At 52.7% G+C, this 17,534-nt stretch carries 15 protein-coding genes and 1 pseudogene; 1 reads left to right on the top strand and 15 read right to left on the bottom strand.

The genetic code is table 11. The annotated features are described in order from the left end of the window. Positions 1-750 (bottom strand): annotated as a pseudogene (locus F8562_RS29435) (hypothetical protein); the annotation flags it as partial. 191 nt (positions 751-941) lie between these two features. On the opposite strand from F8562_RS29435, the gene F8562_RS08410 reads away from it, so the two are divergent. Next, complete coding sequence (locus F8562_RS08410; protein ID WP_009654380.1) at positions 942-1,094, top strand: hypothetical protein; 153 nt, start codon at positions 942-944, stop codon at positions 1,092-1,094. An 81-nt stretch (positions 1,095-1,175) separates the two neighbouring features. On the opposite strand, the gene F8562_RS08405 is transcribed toward F8562_RS08410, so the two are convergent. The 14 genes from F8562_RS08405 to F8562_RS08340 form a co-directional block, all read right to left on the bottom strand. Further along, on the bottom strand, positions 1,176-1,481 hold the full coding sequence (locus F8562_RS08405; RefSeq protein WP_042928472.1) for a hypothetical protein: 306 nt from the start codon (positions 1,479-1,481) through the stop codon (positions 1,176-1,178). Between the two features lie 3 nt (positions 1,482-1,484). Beyond that, a complete protein-coding gene (locus F8562_RS08400; RefSeq protein WP_014837925.1) occupies positions 1,485-3,959 on the bottom strand; it encodes a hypothetical protein in 2,475 nt (824 codons plus the stop codon). 3 nt (positions 3,960-3,962) lie between these two features. Next, on the bottom strand, positions 3,963-5,771 hold the full coding sequence (locus F8562_RS08395; RefSeq protein ID WP_014837924.1) for a hypothetical protein: 1,809 nt from the start codon (positions 5,769-5,771) through the stop codon (positions 3,963-3,965). Then, entirely contained in the window at positions 5,768-8,119 is a 2,352-nt protein-coding gene (locus tag F8562_RS08390) for a transglycosylase SLT domain-containing protein (protein ID WP_014837923.1), read from the bottom strand. The genes F8562_RS08395 and F8562_RS08390 overlap by 4 nt, the downstream gene beginning before the upstream one ends. A gap of 267 nt (positions 8,120-8,386) precedes the next feature. Next, entirely contained in the window at positions 8,387-9,202 is an 816-nt protein-coding gene (locus tag F8562_RS08385; protein ID WP_049824818.1) for a hypothetical protein, read from the bottom strand. Further along, entirely contained in the window at positions 9,177-9,620 is a 444-nt protein-coding gene (locus F8562_RS08380; RefSeq protein ID WP_049824817.1) for a hypothetical protein, read from the bottom strand. The genes F8562_RS08385 and F8562_RS08380 overlap by 26 nt, the downstream gene beginning before the upstream one ends. Next, positions 9,610-12,294: a hypothetical protein gene (locus tag F8562_RS08375; protein WP_014837920.1), complete on the bottom strand. Its 2,685-nt coding sequence runs from the start codon at positions 12,292-12,294 to the stop codon at positions 9,610-9,612. Before F8562_RS08375 ends, F8562_RS08380 begins: the two co-directional genes overlap by 11 nt. Before the next feature lie 8 nt (positions 12,295-12,302). Then, complete coding sequence (locus F8562_RS08370; RefSeq protein WP_042934047.1) at positions 12,303-12,929, bottom strand: hypothetical protein; 627 nt, start codon at positions 12,927-12,929, stop codon at positions 12,303-12,305. Continuing rightward, positions 12,929-13,354, bottom strand: a complete 426-nt coding sequence (locus F8562_RS08365) for a hypothetical protein (RefSeq protein WP_014837918.1) — start codon at positions 13,352-13,354, stop codon at positions 12,929-12,931. Before F8562_RS08365 ends, F8562_RS08370 begins: the two co-directional genes overlap by 1 nt. A gap of 48 nt (positions 13,355-13,402) precedes the next feature. Beyond that, positions 13,403-13,669 (bottom strand): hypothetical protein, encoded by a 267-nt coding sequence (locus F8562_RS08360; protein ID WP_014837917.1) that lies wholly within the window; start codon positions 13,667-13,669, stop codon positions 13,403-13,405. A 10-nt stretch (positions 13,670-13,679) separates the two neighbouring features. Next, positions 13,680-14,531 (bottom strand): phage capsid protein, encoded by an 852-nt coding sequence (locus F8562_RS08355; protein ID WP_014837916.1) that lies wholly within the window; start codon positions 14,529-14,531, stop codon positions 13,680-13,682. Between the two features lie 137 nt (positions 14,532-14,668). Next, positions 14,669-15,634 (bottom strand): hypothetical protein, encoded by a 966-nt coding sequence (locus tag F8562_RS08350; RefSeq protein WP_014837915.1) that lies wholly within the window; start codon positions 15,632-15,634, stop codon positions 14,669-14,671. Between the two features lie 35 nt (positions 15,635-15,669). Beyond that, positions 15,670-15,963: a hypothetical protein gene (locus tag F8562_RS08345; RefSeq protein WP_014837914.1), complete on the bottom strand. Its 294-nt coding sequence runs from the start codon at positions 15,961-15,963 to the stop codon at positions 15,670-15,672. Beyond that, positions 15,960-17,531: a portal protein gene (locus F8562_RS08340; RefSeq protein ID WP_014837913.1), complete on the bottom strand. Its 1,572-nt coding sequence runs from the start codon at positions 17,529-17,531 to the stop codon at positions 15,960-15,962. The genes F8562_RS08345 and F8562_RS08340 overlap by 4 nt, the downstream gene beginning before the upstream one ends. Positions 17,532-17,534 lie beyond the last annotated feature (3 nt).

Raw genomic sequence — 17,534 nt, 5'->3', positions numbered from 1 at the left:
TGAACCCAGGTTTGAGCGAAGAGTCGCATCGGTGACATCCAGCCACTTTCCTTTACCCCGTCCGCCAGCCGTATCCGGTGTGCTACCTGGTAAAACGATCTTCGGCATTGCCCCATCCCAGCGCCAGTATTCATCCGTGGATTCCCACAGAAGAACCTCAAAGCGTTGAGTGAGTAGCGAACCTTTTTCAAACGAGCCAATTGCCGGAACATACCCCCATAAGCCAGTTCCCGCAGGATCCTGCAGTTTTGGCTGCCCGGCACCATCAAAGCCCAACCCCTTCCATGCCCGCTCCTCTGCTGAAGGCAAAACATTTACCGAGGCTTCAGGGACTCGTAACGTACGCTGGAATATGTCCAGATTTGCTTCAAACGGGTAAGTTGGCCGGAAGTGAATAACCGACTTACCGATGACGACGGGATCATCAGCCTCTACCTGCCAGCAGTCGCCATTAATCGAAAAAACCAACGTACCGTTAACCGCATCCCGGGGGCCGTTAAAATCAGTCGCCCTGACCCAGAACGAACGGCGCGCAACCCAGATACCGTTTTCGACGGGGTTATCCTGCCCTAAAAGCAGAACACGCATCCCTTCTGTGGTAGTGATCGTCCGCTCATCCGTTGGCGTTTTGGACGTAATGGTCTGCTCGCCAAAACGGGTGATATCATAATCAGCTGAAATATAGACCGGTGGCTTTACAGCAACACTCGTGGTCAGTCCATAAAGACGGTCTTGAGGAGTCGCGGGCATTTACTTTTCTCCGGACGTGAATAATCCCCGCAGGGCAAGGCCTGCGGTATGTGCAACGAAAGCCCGGTGCTTGCACGGGCTGGATTTTAGAGATAAAAAAACCCGCATTCGCGGGCTTGTTTGTTTATGAATCTTGAACTAACTTTTCATGGCTATCAGCTGATAGCCACACTACACACAAGGTATTAAACATGAAAAAAGCTTTTGCAGTGCTGTTTGTTCTGCTTTCTCTGGGATCGGTAACACAAGCCTACGCTGGCAATTGCCAGAGTCCGGATGATCGCGCCTCTGATGGTTCGCGTTGTGGTGGTCGTTCTGCTGATTCCCGGCCTGGTGGTCAGTAATAATTAAGGCCGCGAAAGCGGCCTATTTAATGAGATGCATTCTGAGTGCAAAAGAAGATGAACCCACCTAAATGGGCTATGTTATCTCTGTTTAAAAAACGAAGTTATTCTCTTCCACGCTTGGTGTGGATTCTCACTGGCAACTACATAAGCAGGGATGCAGAGAACACAGCCTACAATGAACAAAATACCAGCCGCCATAGTGCTGTTTTGCTGATAGTAGACGAAAGAAGAAAGAAAAATTGTCAGCGGCCATAAAAATGTAAACAGCCATTTAACTGAGAACTCAAACTTACGCCTTGCTCTGTCGTGCTTCCCCATAAAGCTCAGGAACGCCCATACAACAAGGCCAAAAATAATGTATGAAATATAATCTATATCTGACATTAGTTACCTCGGTACTGTGTCCTGTGGGCGCCACCAGTATGTTTGGTTAAACTCTTTGCGGGAACGCTGTTCCATTTTATGAAGATAGCCAGGGGAAAAATACTCCTGCAACTGATTAAAAATCATATGATCAAGAGCCGCTTTTGCATACCACAGATTTGCCCCCGGAATAAGGCCTTTACCCAGTTTAACCAGTTCCCCTCCTGTCTGCTCTGGTTTCCCTTCTACGGCATTTAGTGGGATACCTTGGGCCAGTTTAACTACATCATCAACTAGCCCCGCAACCGGCCCTAGCATTGATGCAAGCGCGCCACCACCATAGCGGGTGTGATCAGAGAGAAGGAAATCTCCATATAATCCGAGTCCTCCACCTTTAAGCAACGCCCCCAGCCAGAATTTTCCTGCATCCTTTCCGATCATTTCACGTGGATTTCGGCCAGACGCCATGTCGTTTAATTGCTGAGAAAGCGCACCAAGTAACGTGGTGCTGGCAATAAATGCTGATACATAAGCTGCACGCCCACCGGCTGAAGGCATTCCCATAGCTCTGGACCAATGACGCATAACTACAGATATTGGAAAGGATTTGAACAAAAATACACTTCGGGTCAATTCACCTTTCCACGTCCCACGCTGAAGCCCACCACCAGTGACCATCTGTTCACGAGCCCCGGGGGTAATCACCGCCATATCAACTTCTTCGGCAACAGCGCCAAGCAAACGCCGCATAGCCTCAAACTTGACTCGCTCGGGTGGGCCAATGTGAGAAACGGCTGCATCTGGAATGCGCATAATGCTCTCAGGCGTAAGCATTGTATTATTCCCCTTGCCCCAATCCTCCTGATCGGCCAGTTTCCAGACGGCAAAGTCTTGCTCTGTCACGCCCTTGCTTTTTAAAATTCGAAAATCATTATCGTCCAAGCTGCGGAGGTCTGGCGTTCGACTAATGACATCACCTAGGCTTCCCATCATCGTAACGCCATATGCCCGTTTATGGGCATCTGACCAAGCTGTCAAACCACTGGCTCGCATAACAGCAGTCGCAGCCCAGCGAGCCTTCGACGGCCCCATGTTATCCATCGCCCAACGATTGACACTGCCAAGAAGTGACTCCATTGCTAGCCCCGCTCGACGTGCACGCGCTAGCTCTGTACGATTCGTCGGGTCCATCGCCTCCAGCTGGTTACGGAGTAGCTGACTCATTGGCAGATTAGTGACCTTTGCCGACAGATACATCGTGCCGAGATCAGAGAAGGAAGCCAGCAGGGCGGAGCCAAGACGGCTGGCCACCAGCCAGTTACGGATATTGTCGGACCATCTGGCGATATGCGGATTCGCTATCGGTTGCGTCTTGCCCGAAATGAAGTTGTAAAGATTTTCGGTGCTGTTAGCCAGGCGCTTAACCCGGCCGGCGCGTCGCGGGTTCGCGACAGCTGTTTCCGCCCTTACTTCGTCGAGAATAGAACGGAATACGTGATCCGGGTTCGGCCCGTAAGTTTCCACCAGCGCAATATCTTTGCTGATGCTTTCCAGATGATGCACCATAATTTCCCACAACGAACGGTCGCCATACTGACGCTGGTATTCAAGGTACGCCTCACCATCTTTGAAATGGATCTGCCGGGAAGCATTTCCCCGGTTGGCTCTCGCTCCGGAAATACGTAAACCTGTATCGCTGAGTTTATTTAAACCACCAGTAGCGATAGTCTCGTATGCCTCACCCAAAAACGCCGTTAGTTCAGCATCTGACATCAGCTGTCCGTCGCTTTTGGTATAATATTTTCGGTCAAGTTTCCCAATGATGTCGCTGACCCACTTATCCTTGGAAACCTTGCCAACTTTTTCCATTGAATGATGCTGAGGCATGCCCCAGTCATCCAGATGCCCGATGTCGCCACCCGCATCGTTAAACCGGCGGCGGAGCAATTCAGTAACATCCTTCCAGGCTTTTGCCCCCGCCCTAGCTTTGGCATTCCCCGTATTTTTGCCCCGAATTTCATAAACCAGATCACGAACGCCTTTTTCATCTTCGAACAGGCCAAAAAATCGAGGGTCAACAGCTTCAAAGGCTTCCTGCAGCTGACTGAGCGCATAATCTCGCGTAGCCTTCCCGCGAGATTCAACAGACAGGAAATTTGCTTTGCCATCAGCGTGAAAAGCTATCGTGCGATTCAGTGCCTCCAGCTTTCCGTCTTTCCCTTTGTAATTGTTAATAAATGAATCAAGGCGCTGGCGGGCAGTGATAGTTAAGGCAATGCGACGTTTCTTTAACGCCGCCTCTTGCTTTAACTCATCGGCGGCAAGTTGCCCGGCCCTGCGCAGACGTTCGGCTTCGGATAGCATCCGCCACGACGCAGGGTCGTTACGCGCGAGCGATCGCATGTTTCTGTAGATACGGTCTTCAATATTCTGAATTTCACGAGCGCTCAGAGTGCGCTGCGCTGCCTTTTGTACTGCCTGAATGCATTCCTGACGCATAAATTATCCCCTCAAGAAACATGCAACTGCGACATCAAAAAGGCCGGAATCCTGAATAGCCTGTTCATTTTCACGATTCGCCTCGTCAAGCAATTCACGAGCAGGGCGAGACTGAGGGTTACCTTCGTCATCCAGCGTGGTGATCATCATGTCGGGGGCGGTGGTCAGCGATTCCTCAGCAGCTTTCGCATCAATGTCGCCCGTTTCGCTTTCGCTCTGTGTGCGCCGTTGGTCGCTATTACGGACATGAGTAGCGGTATCGGGTGGCGCAGCTTCATCAGCGCTGCGCACTTCGGCCGTTTTGTAATATGAGAGCGCCTGCGCATTCAGATCGCTTTCTGCCTGCTGTCTGCGGGAAAGTTCAGCGCGCGCCTCATAGAATTGTCCGCCGGGTTCATGGGGCGCCAGAATATTACGCGAAAACTCAAGACGCCCCTGCGCCTCTGTGATTCGCTGGTCAAGGTCTCGCAGACGTCCCTGCTTCTCGGCTCTCGCACGTGCCAGCACTTTGCCATTCCCCGCGGGTTCCTCGGATAGGATCTGATTGCGCTGCTCAGTCAGGTTATCAATAAGGCGCTGGCTGTTAGCCACTTCAGACTGGTAAACCTGACGTTCGCCGCGAGGTAGCAACTGCGCTGCCTGCTCTTCAAGCCGGCGCGTATCTGCCGCACGGGCTGCGGTTCCTTCCTCCGCATTAAAAAGTACCTCATCCAGAGACTGCGCAATCAGGCTGCGGCGCCCGGGTATCTCGCTGAATACTGCCGGGTCGACAATGCTGGCCACATCGACGGGATTACCTTCGCTGACATTGCGCATTGCCTGCTGTAATGCCTGGGCGTGTGCATCTCGTGACAGAACGTTGACCGGTACTCCGGGAGCAATATCGATTTCTGCATGGTGGGCTGCATTAGCCGCCAGCGCCGCATCGACATCGGACGGAGCAAACTCCGGCGCACGAACATTCTCGCCGCGGAAGTTAACAAAGCGGCCAAGACCGCCGAACGCAACGCCGAGCACTGCATCAATCGCCATTGCCTGGCGGTCAAAAACATCGTACTGACCGGCCATATCATCGTAACCGGCGTTGCGCAGGGTTTCTGCCGTCATTCCGCGTAGCGCCATACCAAACGCAAGGTTAGTACCCGCAGCATACGCTACGTCAGGCGCAGCACGCGCTACGGCTGCACTGGCATTGAGTAACGCATTCTCGCCCGTTCTGGATATCTGCGCGCCAACACCTTCCGCCAGCGCGCCGCCCGCACGAAGACCGAGACTCATGGGGATCAGTGTACCGGCGCCGGTCGTTATACCGTGAATCAACGCGACATCCTGCGCCGTTGATAAATCCACGCCTTCCGACCTAAGACGTTCAAACTCAGAAAAGCCCTGCAGTGACGTAACCGCCGCCGCACCGCCCATCGGCCCCCCGATTGCGGTGCCAGCTACAGCCTGGCCACCCATATCAAAAAGACCAAACAGAATCTGACCCGCGGTTCCGGTTGTACCGGCATCGGGAGTCAGACGCTTAACCTGCTGTGTTGCCAGCCTCCTCTGCTCGGCGATGTATTCTTCAGAAGAATCCCGTACGGGTGTATTTTCATTAATAAACCGGGACAGAGGGGAAACAACTTTATCCATCCCCGCCCAAAGCAACTGGTCCGGTTTGGCCACAAGGCCAGAATACAAACCCGATACACCGGCACCCACAGCATTATCGAAAAAACCGACATCACTTTTTAAGCCAATGGGACTGGATGCCGCTGTTTCTGACAGTTGGTTTTGATTCGACTGATTTAGCCCGAAATAACTCATTGCGGTATGCCCTCTATAAAGCGCTGACGCTGCTGAGTCAGATCCAGTATTACCGGAGAGCCATCAGATTTAAGCAGATACCCTGCACCGAGCTTAACCAGATACTGGCTGTCACCGTAACTTTGCAGGCCGTATTGTCCCGGTGGAGCTTTGACTCCTGCACCTGTGACCTGTGTTTGCCACGCCTGATCGACTTGTTTATCAAACTGTTCTGCCGACATTCCCCACGGTAGCAGAACATACCCCATACCGTTATAGTCATGAACACCGCCAGTTGACACATTAACGGCCTGCTTCCAGACATCATTATCCAGAACACCGGAGTAATCCCCCTTCTGGGCCATTATTCCCGCGTAGTAATCCTTTGCCACCTCATATGCCATTGCGGCTCCCTGAGCGTCACCGGCAAACGCATCCTGCACGGAGTTTGAGAACTCAAGCCGCATATCGTTTTCCTTGGGCATCGACATCCCTTTTGCGTCTTTAGTCCCTTTTCGTGCAGCAGAACCCGCGAGAATGGTTTTTGACGCTTGCGAAGGTGAAATCGTGATATCAGGATTGATCCAGTTCTCCTGAGCAATTAACGACGAAGGCTTATCCATCAGGACGCCGGCAACCGCCGCAGAGGGCGCATTTACCGCTATTTGTTTGAGTGTGGCCATGTAAGGTGCACCACCGCCAGTACCTTTATGAATGGCGTCCAACAGTTTTGATTGGTTATCTGGTGTTGACTGTAATAGAGCCTGAGATAAAGCATCGGCCTGAACTTTAGGTATCACAGCATCACTTTTAATTCCGAGCCGTTTCTTTTGGATAATGACATTTTTTACATAGTCGCCCATTAAATCAGGGTTATCGGTATAAGCCGCGAATGCTTTTTGGGTCGTCTCATCATTCTGAACCAGCCAACCACCTGGATCTGCCTCACGGGCATCCATGATGCGTTGATAGTTCTGTTGGGCCTGCGCATATTGCTGTTTTTTAAACTGTAAATCAGCTGCGTTATCGGCAGGTTTCAGCGCCTGAACGGCGGCCAGTCCATCGACGGCAGAATTCTGCATCACAAAGTTATTTACCGGCTGAAGCGCCAGCGTATCTTTGTAACGGTTCCATTGCTGATAAAACTGTGCACGCTCTCCCGGTGTTGCAGAAGAAGGAATCGAACGGATGAACTCAGCTTCGGTCACAGGATTCTCAATATTGAGTCCTGATTGCGCGCGTGCAGCATCGTCAGTTATGCGCTGCTGAATATTGACGCGATATGCAGAATCTATCTGATCCTGAACCTGTAGAATTTTAGATGTCATCTGGGCCTGCTGCTGGCCGTCCATGTCTTTAAAATCCTGCGAGTCGATAATGGACCGAACATTCCCCATTCGCTGAGCATTAGCGGAAATAGAGTAAACATAGTTTCTGGTTTCGTTTACAGGAATTGAGGCTGCAAACTGTTCGTTGCTGACCTGCCCAGTGCGCGGATCGCCAATTTGTTTTATCCAGTTATCGACCTTGCGAAATCCAGCATTATAGGCTGCCAGTGCAAGCACCTGATTGCCGTTATAACGCTTAGTCAATGCGTCCATTAGCTCCCCAGAAACGCGGCGGTTCTCCTCTTCGCTATCATTCTGAAGGGGTTTAATACCAAAACCGGGGTCACGCCCCGTTGCTGGCATTATCTGACCGACACCTTGCGCACGGTCGCCACTTTTAGTTACTGGCCCCTGCACTATGCTACCGTCGGCATTAAGATGACGGTTTCCGCTTTCCTGTTGGTAAACTGCCTGCATCAGAGTGTCATGAGGAACGGCCAAGGTATTCATTCCAGCATTTCCGGTACTGGCCTGAACTTGCCATTGTCCTACGCGGGTACTTATGGCCTCCTGAGCCGCGTCTTTAATCATCGCCTGTCGCTGGTCCGGCGGCAGGAAGGTGGTAATCCCCTGCGGATTACGCAATGCGGAAAGACGCTGCTCTGGCTGCATCATTTTCAGGGAACCGGTAGCAGCATCGGTGATCCAGCGCTGCCCAAGTTGCTGAGCCTGAGTCTGGTCTATATACCCCTTACTGGCGGCGCCCTGAATCATATTGTTCGTGGCATCAAGAATTTGCTGACGGGTTGCCGGGTCGGTCGATGTCAGATAAGTAGACCGGCTGGTCTCCAGCGACTGATTAAGGCCGGCGATATTTGAGTCTTTTTCCTTTGCCCATGCCAGAGAGCGGATTTGTTCACCGCCGCGGATGTTCTGCTGGTTTACCCAGTTATCGAACTCCTGGCGCATGCGACCGCTAGTAATGCCTGAAGCTGAACTTTCAGTAACCTTCTGCATCTGCTGGCCATAGCGGTCCTGCATGGTTGCGTAGTCGTTATCTCTTTCAAGCGCGGCATATGCTTCTGCCTGGCCCTGCAGCCAGGCAGTTTGGGCCTTGCCAAAGCCCAGACGCTGCTGGTCCTGGTATTCCTGCGTAAGCGCGCCGGCGACTACCTGCCCGAGCTGCTCCGTGGCACGAGCGGGAGCAGAAAGCGCGTTTGTATCGACAGAAGTGACACCAGTAGAAGGACGCAGGGCAACATTGCCCAGATCGCGAGCGGTAGGTAAGCGTGGCATATTTTTTACTCGTTATTTATACAGGCTATACAAAGACGCTCCCCCCTGAAGGATGGAGGTCAACCCACCAAGACCACCGGCCGATTTAGCAGACTTCGCCTGGGCTTTAAGAACGCTTGCCTGATTCCTCATTTGGTTTGATTGCTGGGTGCCATTCCACAATGTCATCAGGTTATTCAGCTCACCCTGCTGCGCGATATCAGCGCGGTTATTAATAGCTGACACGCTATTGGCGTTTGCACCGGAGGCCGCAGCGTTCGCCAGAGATGTTGATTCTGCCTGGCGGGCTTGAGTAGTTTGTTCACGGGCCTGCTGTTGATATGCGGCATCAACGTTATTCGCTTGCTGTCTCAGCTGCTTTGCCTGCTGGTTATAGACGCTAGCAGTCTGATTGCCTGATTTTACCGATGATGAAGCGTTGAGCAGAGAGCTGCCCATCTGGGCGTAACCCGCCCAGTTTTGCATTGTTCCCATGATTCCAGACCCCGTTCCTGATGCAGCAGCTGTACCAGCTGTTCCTGTAGCGCCCGCCGTTCCCGTCTGCGTTACTGGTGTGCCGACTGCTGCGGTTATTGGGGCAGCGGTCGAGCCAGAGGCCCCTGCGGCGCCCGATCCTGCAGCAGCACCACCACCCATCAATGCAGAGCCCCCTAAAATGCTTCCGGCTATCGCCGCAGCGGTTTCGCCGGGGTGATCGCCAACCCAGCCACGAATTCCAAACGAATTAAGTGTTTTTGAGTTCGCGCGCTCCTGATTGCCAGGGATATGCTTGAGGTCCTTCCATGCCCCACTAAAATCGCCTTTACCTAAATCCTTCAGTACATTCATCGGAGACTTTATCGAGTCCCATGCCCCTGCCCATATGGCTGACGCCTGCTTTGACATGGTTCATTCCTCCAAAGATCTTGATATTTTCCGATATTCCACTATCGATAAAGCCGCAATATTCCAGAAACCGGGGAGCGCTCTTCCATTCTTCATCAACGACCGCGTAAACCGGCTGGGTATAGGTTGAGATAATTTCTTTAATGGCCTTACATGCAGCCCTGACCATGGATACTGGATATTTCGGCGCGTCGCTCTTCATTTCCATGAAGGCAACCAGTCTGTGATCCCGCCGCATTACGCCGCCGAATGCCACTACTTCCCCGTTAACCTCCAGTGCAATAGCCCGCATGGTGCCAGGAACTTTCTCGTACCAGCCTGAAATATCATCTCTTGTTGCGTATCGAATGTTACTTATCATGCGTTGTCAGACTCACTATTGCCGCCAGAACGGTAACAGGCCGCGGGGCGGCGGCGACAAGACAAATCCGGGAATCGGTATCCCACGAGCCATCAAACTCAAAGGAATCCCGGTCATACGATTCCCACACCGTGTTACTTGCGGTGGGATTAGCAAACTCTTCGGCAGGCAAATCGTCCTGAATGTCGAAGTCAGGCCCATACGTCATCCCGCGGTAGTGGGTGTTCCTCATGATTAACGCAAGATGGTCCACGCGTTTACGCTGCGCCAGTGCGGTGCCCATCCCAGCAGCGTATGCAAGCTTTGAGCTTTTGTACTTCGCGGTATAACCCAATCCCGCGATGACATTGCTGTATGAAGCCCCCAGCGATATAGCACCACTGCTTACCGTTCGCGTACCAATATCTTTGCCGTCGGCCCATACCACTACCGCTTTGCCCTCGATATGGTTAAGCCCGGAAAGAGTGTCTCTGGCGCTTCCGGATCTGGTGATGAAGGAATCAGCCTGTTTATTCAGGCTCCCGCCAATACACTCGGACTCTTTAGCCCACCGCTCCAGGCACCGAATACCGTTCCTGTTAACGACGTAATAAACCCGGTCCTCTTCATCGCCTGGCAATGTGACTACATCCTCAACGGTGCCATCGGTTTCCACAACAACCCACGCTTTGAGGTCTTCTGCCGGGTCTCGGACCAGGACGGCGACAGTGCCGTTTTCCCGCACACAGTGAATGCGATCATCAGGAAGGCGTTGCGCCGCGATGCGGACAATGGGGGAATTTCCGCATTCCGGCCACAGGTCGGTAAGGTCTGTACTGGCGTAGTCGTAGTAATCACTGGTGTAGTTGAGTTCATACACCCGGCGTCCGCTGCGGTGGATGAAGATGCCGCGGTTATCCAGGACTACAGCACCGGCATGCGTACTTCCCCGCGTGGAAGGATACTTGATATGGAAGTTATCAGGCGTTACCACTTCACCATAAGAGGACGACTGAATTGATGCCTCACTGCCCTGAGTGCCTGCAATTAAGCGGAGCAGCGGCAGCAGCCAGTTGACCTTATCGACGGGACCCGAACCGATACTGCCGTTAATCGCGCTAGCATCACCGGCAACTTTATCTTCTGAGTTGTTACCATCGTCAAAAGAATCATAGGCATCCGAGTAACTGCCATAAATGCGGTCACCACCAGCCCACCACAACCGCCCCTCAAAGATGGCCACTGCTCCGGGGAATCCGTTTTTCTCAGAGAAGGCCCCTTCATACCAGTCAGCAGTCGCAGATGTTCCGCCCAGGTCAGAAAGGACAATCCCGGTTGCCGACGTCCTGGAATTAACAGCAGTTATCCGCACTGTTCCCGTCAGGCTGCCGCCAGAATACTCAAGCGAGACCTGCACGGAGCCGGAACTGGTTTCCCAGTCGCCCGCCGCGACACCGATCCGATAGTAGATAGTATTATTGTCCAGCCCGTCGTCGTAGGTTTCTGACGTTTCACCAGTCCACGTCTTAACATCAGTCCAGGCACCCGGCTCACTTACAGAACGTTGAAGCGTCACAGTCCCGGACCACGGCGTCGCGGGATCGACGTTAGCAATACTGACCGTAAACTTGCGCGAGTCATCTATCCCGGTCACCTTCACATAACCGGTAAACTGAGACTCACCGTTGATTGCCGACGATACAGTTTGCCCGCTTGAGGTTAAACGGAATAGCGCGCCAACATGTCCGGAACGAAACAGGCTGGCGGACGCCGTAAGATTAATCAATCCCGTTCTGGCGCCGGGCGTGAGCGTCGTGGGAGAAACGTTCATCACATTGTACGGGCCATCGTTCGAATAATACTTAACGACAGACCACGAACCGTTATCACGCCGCTCAATACGCCTCTGCTGTATGCCACTACACGCAACAAACAACACATCGGCGCTTTGTGCTACCTGGACTAAATCCAGGTCGCTATCTCTCCACGGGGTATCCAGAACCAGAACACCACCGCTTTCAACTGCCACAGAACCAACGATAACCGGGAACGTCTCAGCACTTTCAAACTGAATGTAAAAGTCGCCGGCGGGAGTGAACGACAATGAGCTGACGCCCTCCAGCAGAGTAGTTTCAGCGATATAGTCATCCTCACCCTGGCTTGAGCCGATCATTATAGTTACCGGCCCGCGAGCGACGCTGACGCGAATAGCATGCTGCACATCCTGATCGGAGGCGGACACACTGACCTGCTGCCAACGAATTGCTGATGTGGAACTGTTGCCGGTTAACTGCATGCCTGCATCAGTCCACTCAGAGGAGGAATCAGACTCATCGGCATCCGTCCAGCCGGAGAGATCAGACACGAAATCGCCATTGATAATTGCAGATGACACCGCATCGCGAGATATCAGGGCATCATCAACCCACACACGCATTTTGCCGTCAGTAAGTTCAATGAGAGCCGTATCATCAGTCGCGAACACAAACGGAATAAACCGGGATCGCTTATTGTCGAGGGTCTGCCCGATATATCCCAGTCCTGGCCGGAGCATCATGGAGCCAAGCAGTCGAGGCATCCAGTTAGTCTGGACCTCCGCCGACAGCGCCAGCCGCTCAATGTCGGTGCGGGCCAGCGCCAGAGGCGAAATAATCCCACGGTTAAAAGCGAGAAGCGGAACGTTATTACGTGGCATGATTTGTCCTATCGGGAAAACCGGCTGCGCTGCCCCCTGCGGGAAGTAACAAATGCGCCGGCAGGAACGCGCTTAGTCGGATCCTGCAGGGCATCCTTGGTGAGAGCATCGCGTTTTCTGGTTTTATACTCATACTCAATAGTCTGAGCATCGGAGCCATTTTTCAGGCGAGGTGAAACGAGTTTCGCCAGATGCGCCGCAATAAACATGCGGTACGTTTCCGGCCAGGCTGAACCGTTATTACCATAGAACTCACTATCCGAAACGTAGCGGATGTAGATCTCGTCATAGTTACAGAACCAGAATGCCGCCTCGTCTGTATAGTCGAGTATGGTGTTATTGAAATAAGGGTCAGAAGCAACAGAGCACGTCCTGATCCAGTCTTCAGGCTTATCAAATGCCCTGATGTAACCAAACGGCGGTTCTACTGACGGGGAGTAATCCAGGCGCTCAGCTCTTACAGCAAAATTCCACTGGCCCTGTTCGAGGCAAAACCTTAGCGCGCCCTCCCAGACGACATCGAGCAGGCGGCGGGGTTCCCGGTTTTCTTCCAGTGAAAACAACACCCGCTCACCCGACAGGATCAGGGCATCGTTGTAGATTGCCAGTCGAATGTTCGGGTCAACGGACATCATCACACCTCTTTAATCAGCAATTCCATTCTGGATAAAGCTTCTTCTTTGGTCTGGATATTTCCTTCCATCACTTCTCCGTCTTCCCTACGGATTACAGACCACTTAGCCTGTCCGCGAAACTTCACAAAATACGGTTTTCCGTCTTCTTTAGTTTCGGGCTCAATCTCGCCGAATTGCTGATGAATGAAGAATTCAACTTTTGCTGCGAGTTGCTTCACTGATGTCACAACACCTTCGGCGTACCAGGTGCGATCGACTGCGAAGACTTCTATTTTGTCGCCAGCTTTTAGCTGGTAAGCGATATGCGCCCAGGCGGCTGGTTGTCTGAACAGGTCAATATTCTGTCCTTCTTCGGCAACAATGCGAAACGTATTGCGGGCATGCTCGGCAAGTTTTAGCCGGGAAGGAATAATATGGTGCGCCATTCTTACCTCACTGAAAGAAAAGCCCTCGCAATGAGGGCTGAAGTGTTATTACGCCGATGCTGTGGCAGTAGCCAGCTTCAGCGTTGCGCCGGATGCCGTTACAGCCGAAACAAATGCGGAATAAGACATCGGTAATGTGGTGTTATAAACCACTACTGCATCGCCAACTTTCATGCCAAGAGCTTTGCCGTTGGTGATGTAGTTGGCAGCCGTAACGGCTGCAATAAGGTCCGATGAAGAGTAAGACCAGGCAGCACCACCGCCGCCGATGCGATCCTGAAGTAAAGCCGGTGGGTTGGTTGTTGCGTAAGCCATTTATTCCCCCTTATGCATCAGCAACCATTGAAGAACCGTCATGATTCAGCACCACAACGCCATTTGGCTGGAGTAGCGAACCGCCCATGAACATGGAAGTACGCGCCCAATAGTAATCGTCTTCTTCGTTATAACCGGCTTTTACGTCCATATCCCCGCTGTTGACAGCGTGACCAATGGAGTTGCGGTGGTAGACGAAAAGGTGTTCGTTCGCAGTGCCAACGCCAGGAACACGCGAATGCACTACCCAGTTAACACCAGCCCAGCGCAGCATTTTGCGAACAGGGCCGTTAAATGGCTTCACATCCACGTAATCGGCGCTGGTGAACTGGTTGTTCTGGTAAAGGAAAGCGCGAAATGCCGGAGACATAACACCGAACATGTTGCTTTCTTCTTCGACATCCACATCGTTATTGCCGAGCACCGCGATCGCTTTGGTTACTGCAACCATGCGTGAATCAGCTGCGGAACCAGTCACGTTAATGGTCTGGGTCGCAGTGTTCAGGTTCGCCAGAATGACGTCGTCAATCTTGCGGTTCATCACCTTAATGGTTCCCTGCTGCATGATGCGGCGGCCGTCGCCCTGAGAGCCAAAAATATTGAATCGGGTGCGGCGGGGTTTATCGTGCCATTCGGTCAGAATTGCAGGTTTCTGCGTCAGGTTGTCAGCACGCGCAGGGATCATCCCGTTAACGCCACGGGTAACTGCTTCCGCGCCACCGGTATCAGCAACAAGGAATGTTGCTTCGTTACCTTTAACCACGGATTCGGTTACAACCGTGCTGCGCAGCATGGACTGGCCGAACTCGAAACCGGCGATGAATTCCTGCCGGTACTGTTTTTGAAAAGCGGTATCAGACATAAATTGTCTCCATCGGATTGTTTTATTGCCGCTCCGACGAGGTATCCATTCCGGCAGACAATAGCGGGGTGTCCTCTGTTAAGAGGGGCCGGTTATCTGTGAAAGGGGTCGTGCTGCGCGGTTACTACTGAAAGGGATTAGCCCAGGCGTTCCTGAGCTTCGTAAAGTTGACGCAGGCGGGTCTGAGATGCCTCATCTTTGAACCAACCCTCATAATCGTCACGCATGCGTTTTTCGAGAGTTGCAATTTCGTCGGTGATCGCCTGTGGATTGCTGGCACCCGGAACCACTGTTGCCACCGGGTTTACCGCGCGGGCGACATCAACCAGCCATTTCGCCACGTCAGGATTATTGAAAATGCTGACTCCGTCTCCGGTCTGTGCGCCAAGGAACAAATCCTTCGCATCCTTCGACAGACCATCCAACATGCCGTTAATCAGGTTGATATTTCGGCGGTATTCCGGCCCCCACTCCTGGCGCAATGCATCTTCCGTCTTCTGTTGGGCTTCAACATTGCGCTCATAGCGGGCCTGCATCTCCTGCTCGACCATCTGCTGGTTCCACTCAATGGCGGCCTGCACATGTTCTTTGGATACGTTCTTGCCGTGCATCGCTTCGAGGAAGGACGATACACGCTCTTTATCTTCATCCCCCAGAACTATGCCTGACGGCAAATCAGCCAGGTAATCATCGGCCTTCTCTGGCACACCGTTATCTTTGCGCCATTGCGCCAGCTCTTCATTGGTCGGATTTTCCGGCAACTTAGCAGCGCGGAATTCACCAGAGCTCATCTTGGATTGTAGTTCGCGATGAGCTTTTGCCAGCGCTTCAGGTGAAGCGTAGCGTTCCAGCTGTTTACGATACTTCGCATCATCGCCGGCAAGCTGATCGCGCCAGTTATCAGGAAACTTTTGTGGTGCTGCTGGCGGCTGTGGATCATCCGTATTTAGCGGATTAGGGTTGGGGTTAGGCTTACCCTGTTCGCCTTGCTTACCACTTTCAGGCGGTTCCTCCCCCTCCGGACTACCACCAGCGGGAGCGCCGGGGTCACCGTTTCCATCATCTGGGGCGTAGTATTTTAAGAACATGTTGCGGAATAGCATTGGAATTCCTCAATAAAAAACCCGCACGAAGCGGTTTATTTTTGTTTCCGTTTGGCTTTCGCCTCTTCAACTTCCTTCGACGAAAGATTATTCATCTTCACCACTTGAGCCCCGACGAATCGCTTACCCTCAGCAAATGCCGTGTCGCGATCGCTATCTGGCCTGTAGCTCAGGTCGTAATACCCGGTCAGATTCATAAGCTCATGCAGAATTAACTTTTGTTGCTCTGGCGTGGCCTCGCCTTTGTTTAGCGCCTTTATCGCGTAAACGAAGGGGATATTGTCACCCCACGGATACGGCAAATAAGGTTCAGGAGCTTTTATGCTCATGCGGCTGCCTCCCTGAAGGACTGAGCGGCATCAGCCACGTTTTGCAGCGTTTCCGCCCCCTGAGATACCTGCTGTATTTCCGCTGCGCTTTGCTGCTGCTGAGCACGCTGCTGAAGCAGCTGGTTGGCATCGTCTTCACTGCGCAGCCACTTGGCCGGTACACCTGAACCATCCATCGCGTCCCTAAACGCTGTACGAATATCAACGTCAGCATCGACAGAAGGATCAATATTTCTCGCAATCCCAAGCATCTCGGCGGTTACCTGCAGTTTGCCTTGCTTCTCCTGCCCGATAGCAGACTGGAGCGGGCTCTCGAAGGAGAACTGCACATCCTGCCCCTGAAGGGATTCGGGAATGTCATAGCGAGAACCGAACGCACCGGATTGCATCAGCAGGTTAAACGTCATATCGCAGAGCTCGCCGTTGTACTCCTGCTCTACCGGAGAGAATAGCGGCAGCGCCTGACGAATGTACTCTTGCACCCGCTGGCTGACCTCATACGCCGTCATGCCAGACATCTGCGGCAATGTCAGGGTGTTGAGATAAAACGCCTGATGAATCATTGCCTGGACATCATTGCGGATGTTCATGCCCGCAGGGAGTTGAGTTGACTTCGTAAACTCGCCGATAACTTGCCTGATGTCCTGATCCGCCTCCAGGTCTGCCCAGGTGATACCGCCGGCCATCAGGTTAAAGTCATCGCGGAATACGGACTTATTCGCCACCAGCGGCGGGTCAACGGCCTTTTCGCCAGCTTCGAGAAGGACACGAGTGATTGACTGAATCAGGCGCGCATCCGGCAAAGCCACGATGGTAGCCGGAGAGTAAGCATACTGAGAGCCAGATACTGTTTGCCATCGAGGGATACAGTAAATCCGGTTCATTACCGGCGTTTCTTCCATCATATGCTGATTATCAACATCAATATAAATCGACGTGTACGGCGCACGGCTTTTCCCCATCTCGTATTGTTCAGACGGAACAACAACGTGTCGGCAATTGACCTCTTTGTACGGGTCTTTCTCCAGATGATTTTTGACCTGCTGACTGATTTTATTGCCGAAAAGCTGCTTCAACTGGGTCGCTGTAGGCTTCCACTTCCGGTGAATGGTGTCGATCTCGCCGTCCGCGTTTTCTGCCCACGCCACGTCCCGGAGATGCCAGCAGCGATACAGCAGGCCATTAGCATGTCTGTTAAGTTCAACGCTGATCGCACACTGGCCGAATGCTGAGAAGTCGTGATCGCCCTCTTTGGTGGCCCTGACCAGTTGAGTTCCTCTCGCATACATTGCCCGATACTGAACATCTCTGGCCCATTGCAGCCAGACTTTTGCCTGGTGGTCGGGTTCACTGCCCTGAATATTCAGATTGAACCACTTATCACGCCTCAGCATTGAGCCAAAGGAATCTCCCAGGTCACGACGCGCCAGTACGGGGTAGCTGGTCATTAGATGATCCGCGAACTCATTACCCAGCGAACGGCAGATAGTGAAGTCAGCCCGCTCAGGATAAAAGTTATCGGCGATTTCCTGCCAGAGCGACAGCAGAGAGGATTTCTTGCTGAACAAGTG

Origin of the sequence: Klebsiella sp. RCJ4, assembly GCF_009025755.1 — a bacterium.
Taxonomy (GTDB): domain Bacteria; phylum Pseudomonadota; class Gammaproteobacteria; order Enterobacterales; family Enterobacteriaceae; genus Klebsiella; species Klebsiella michiganensis.
The sequence above is the reverse complement of the archived record's forward strand: the minus strand, read 5'-3'. Positions and strand labels throughout refer to the sequence as shown.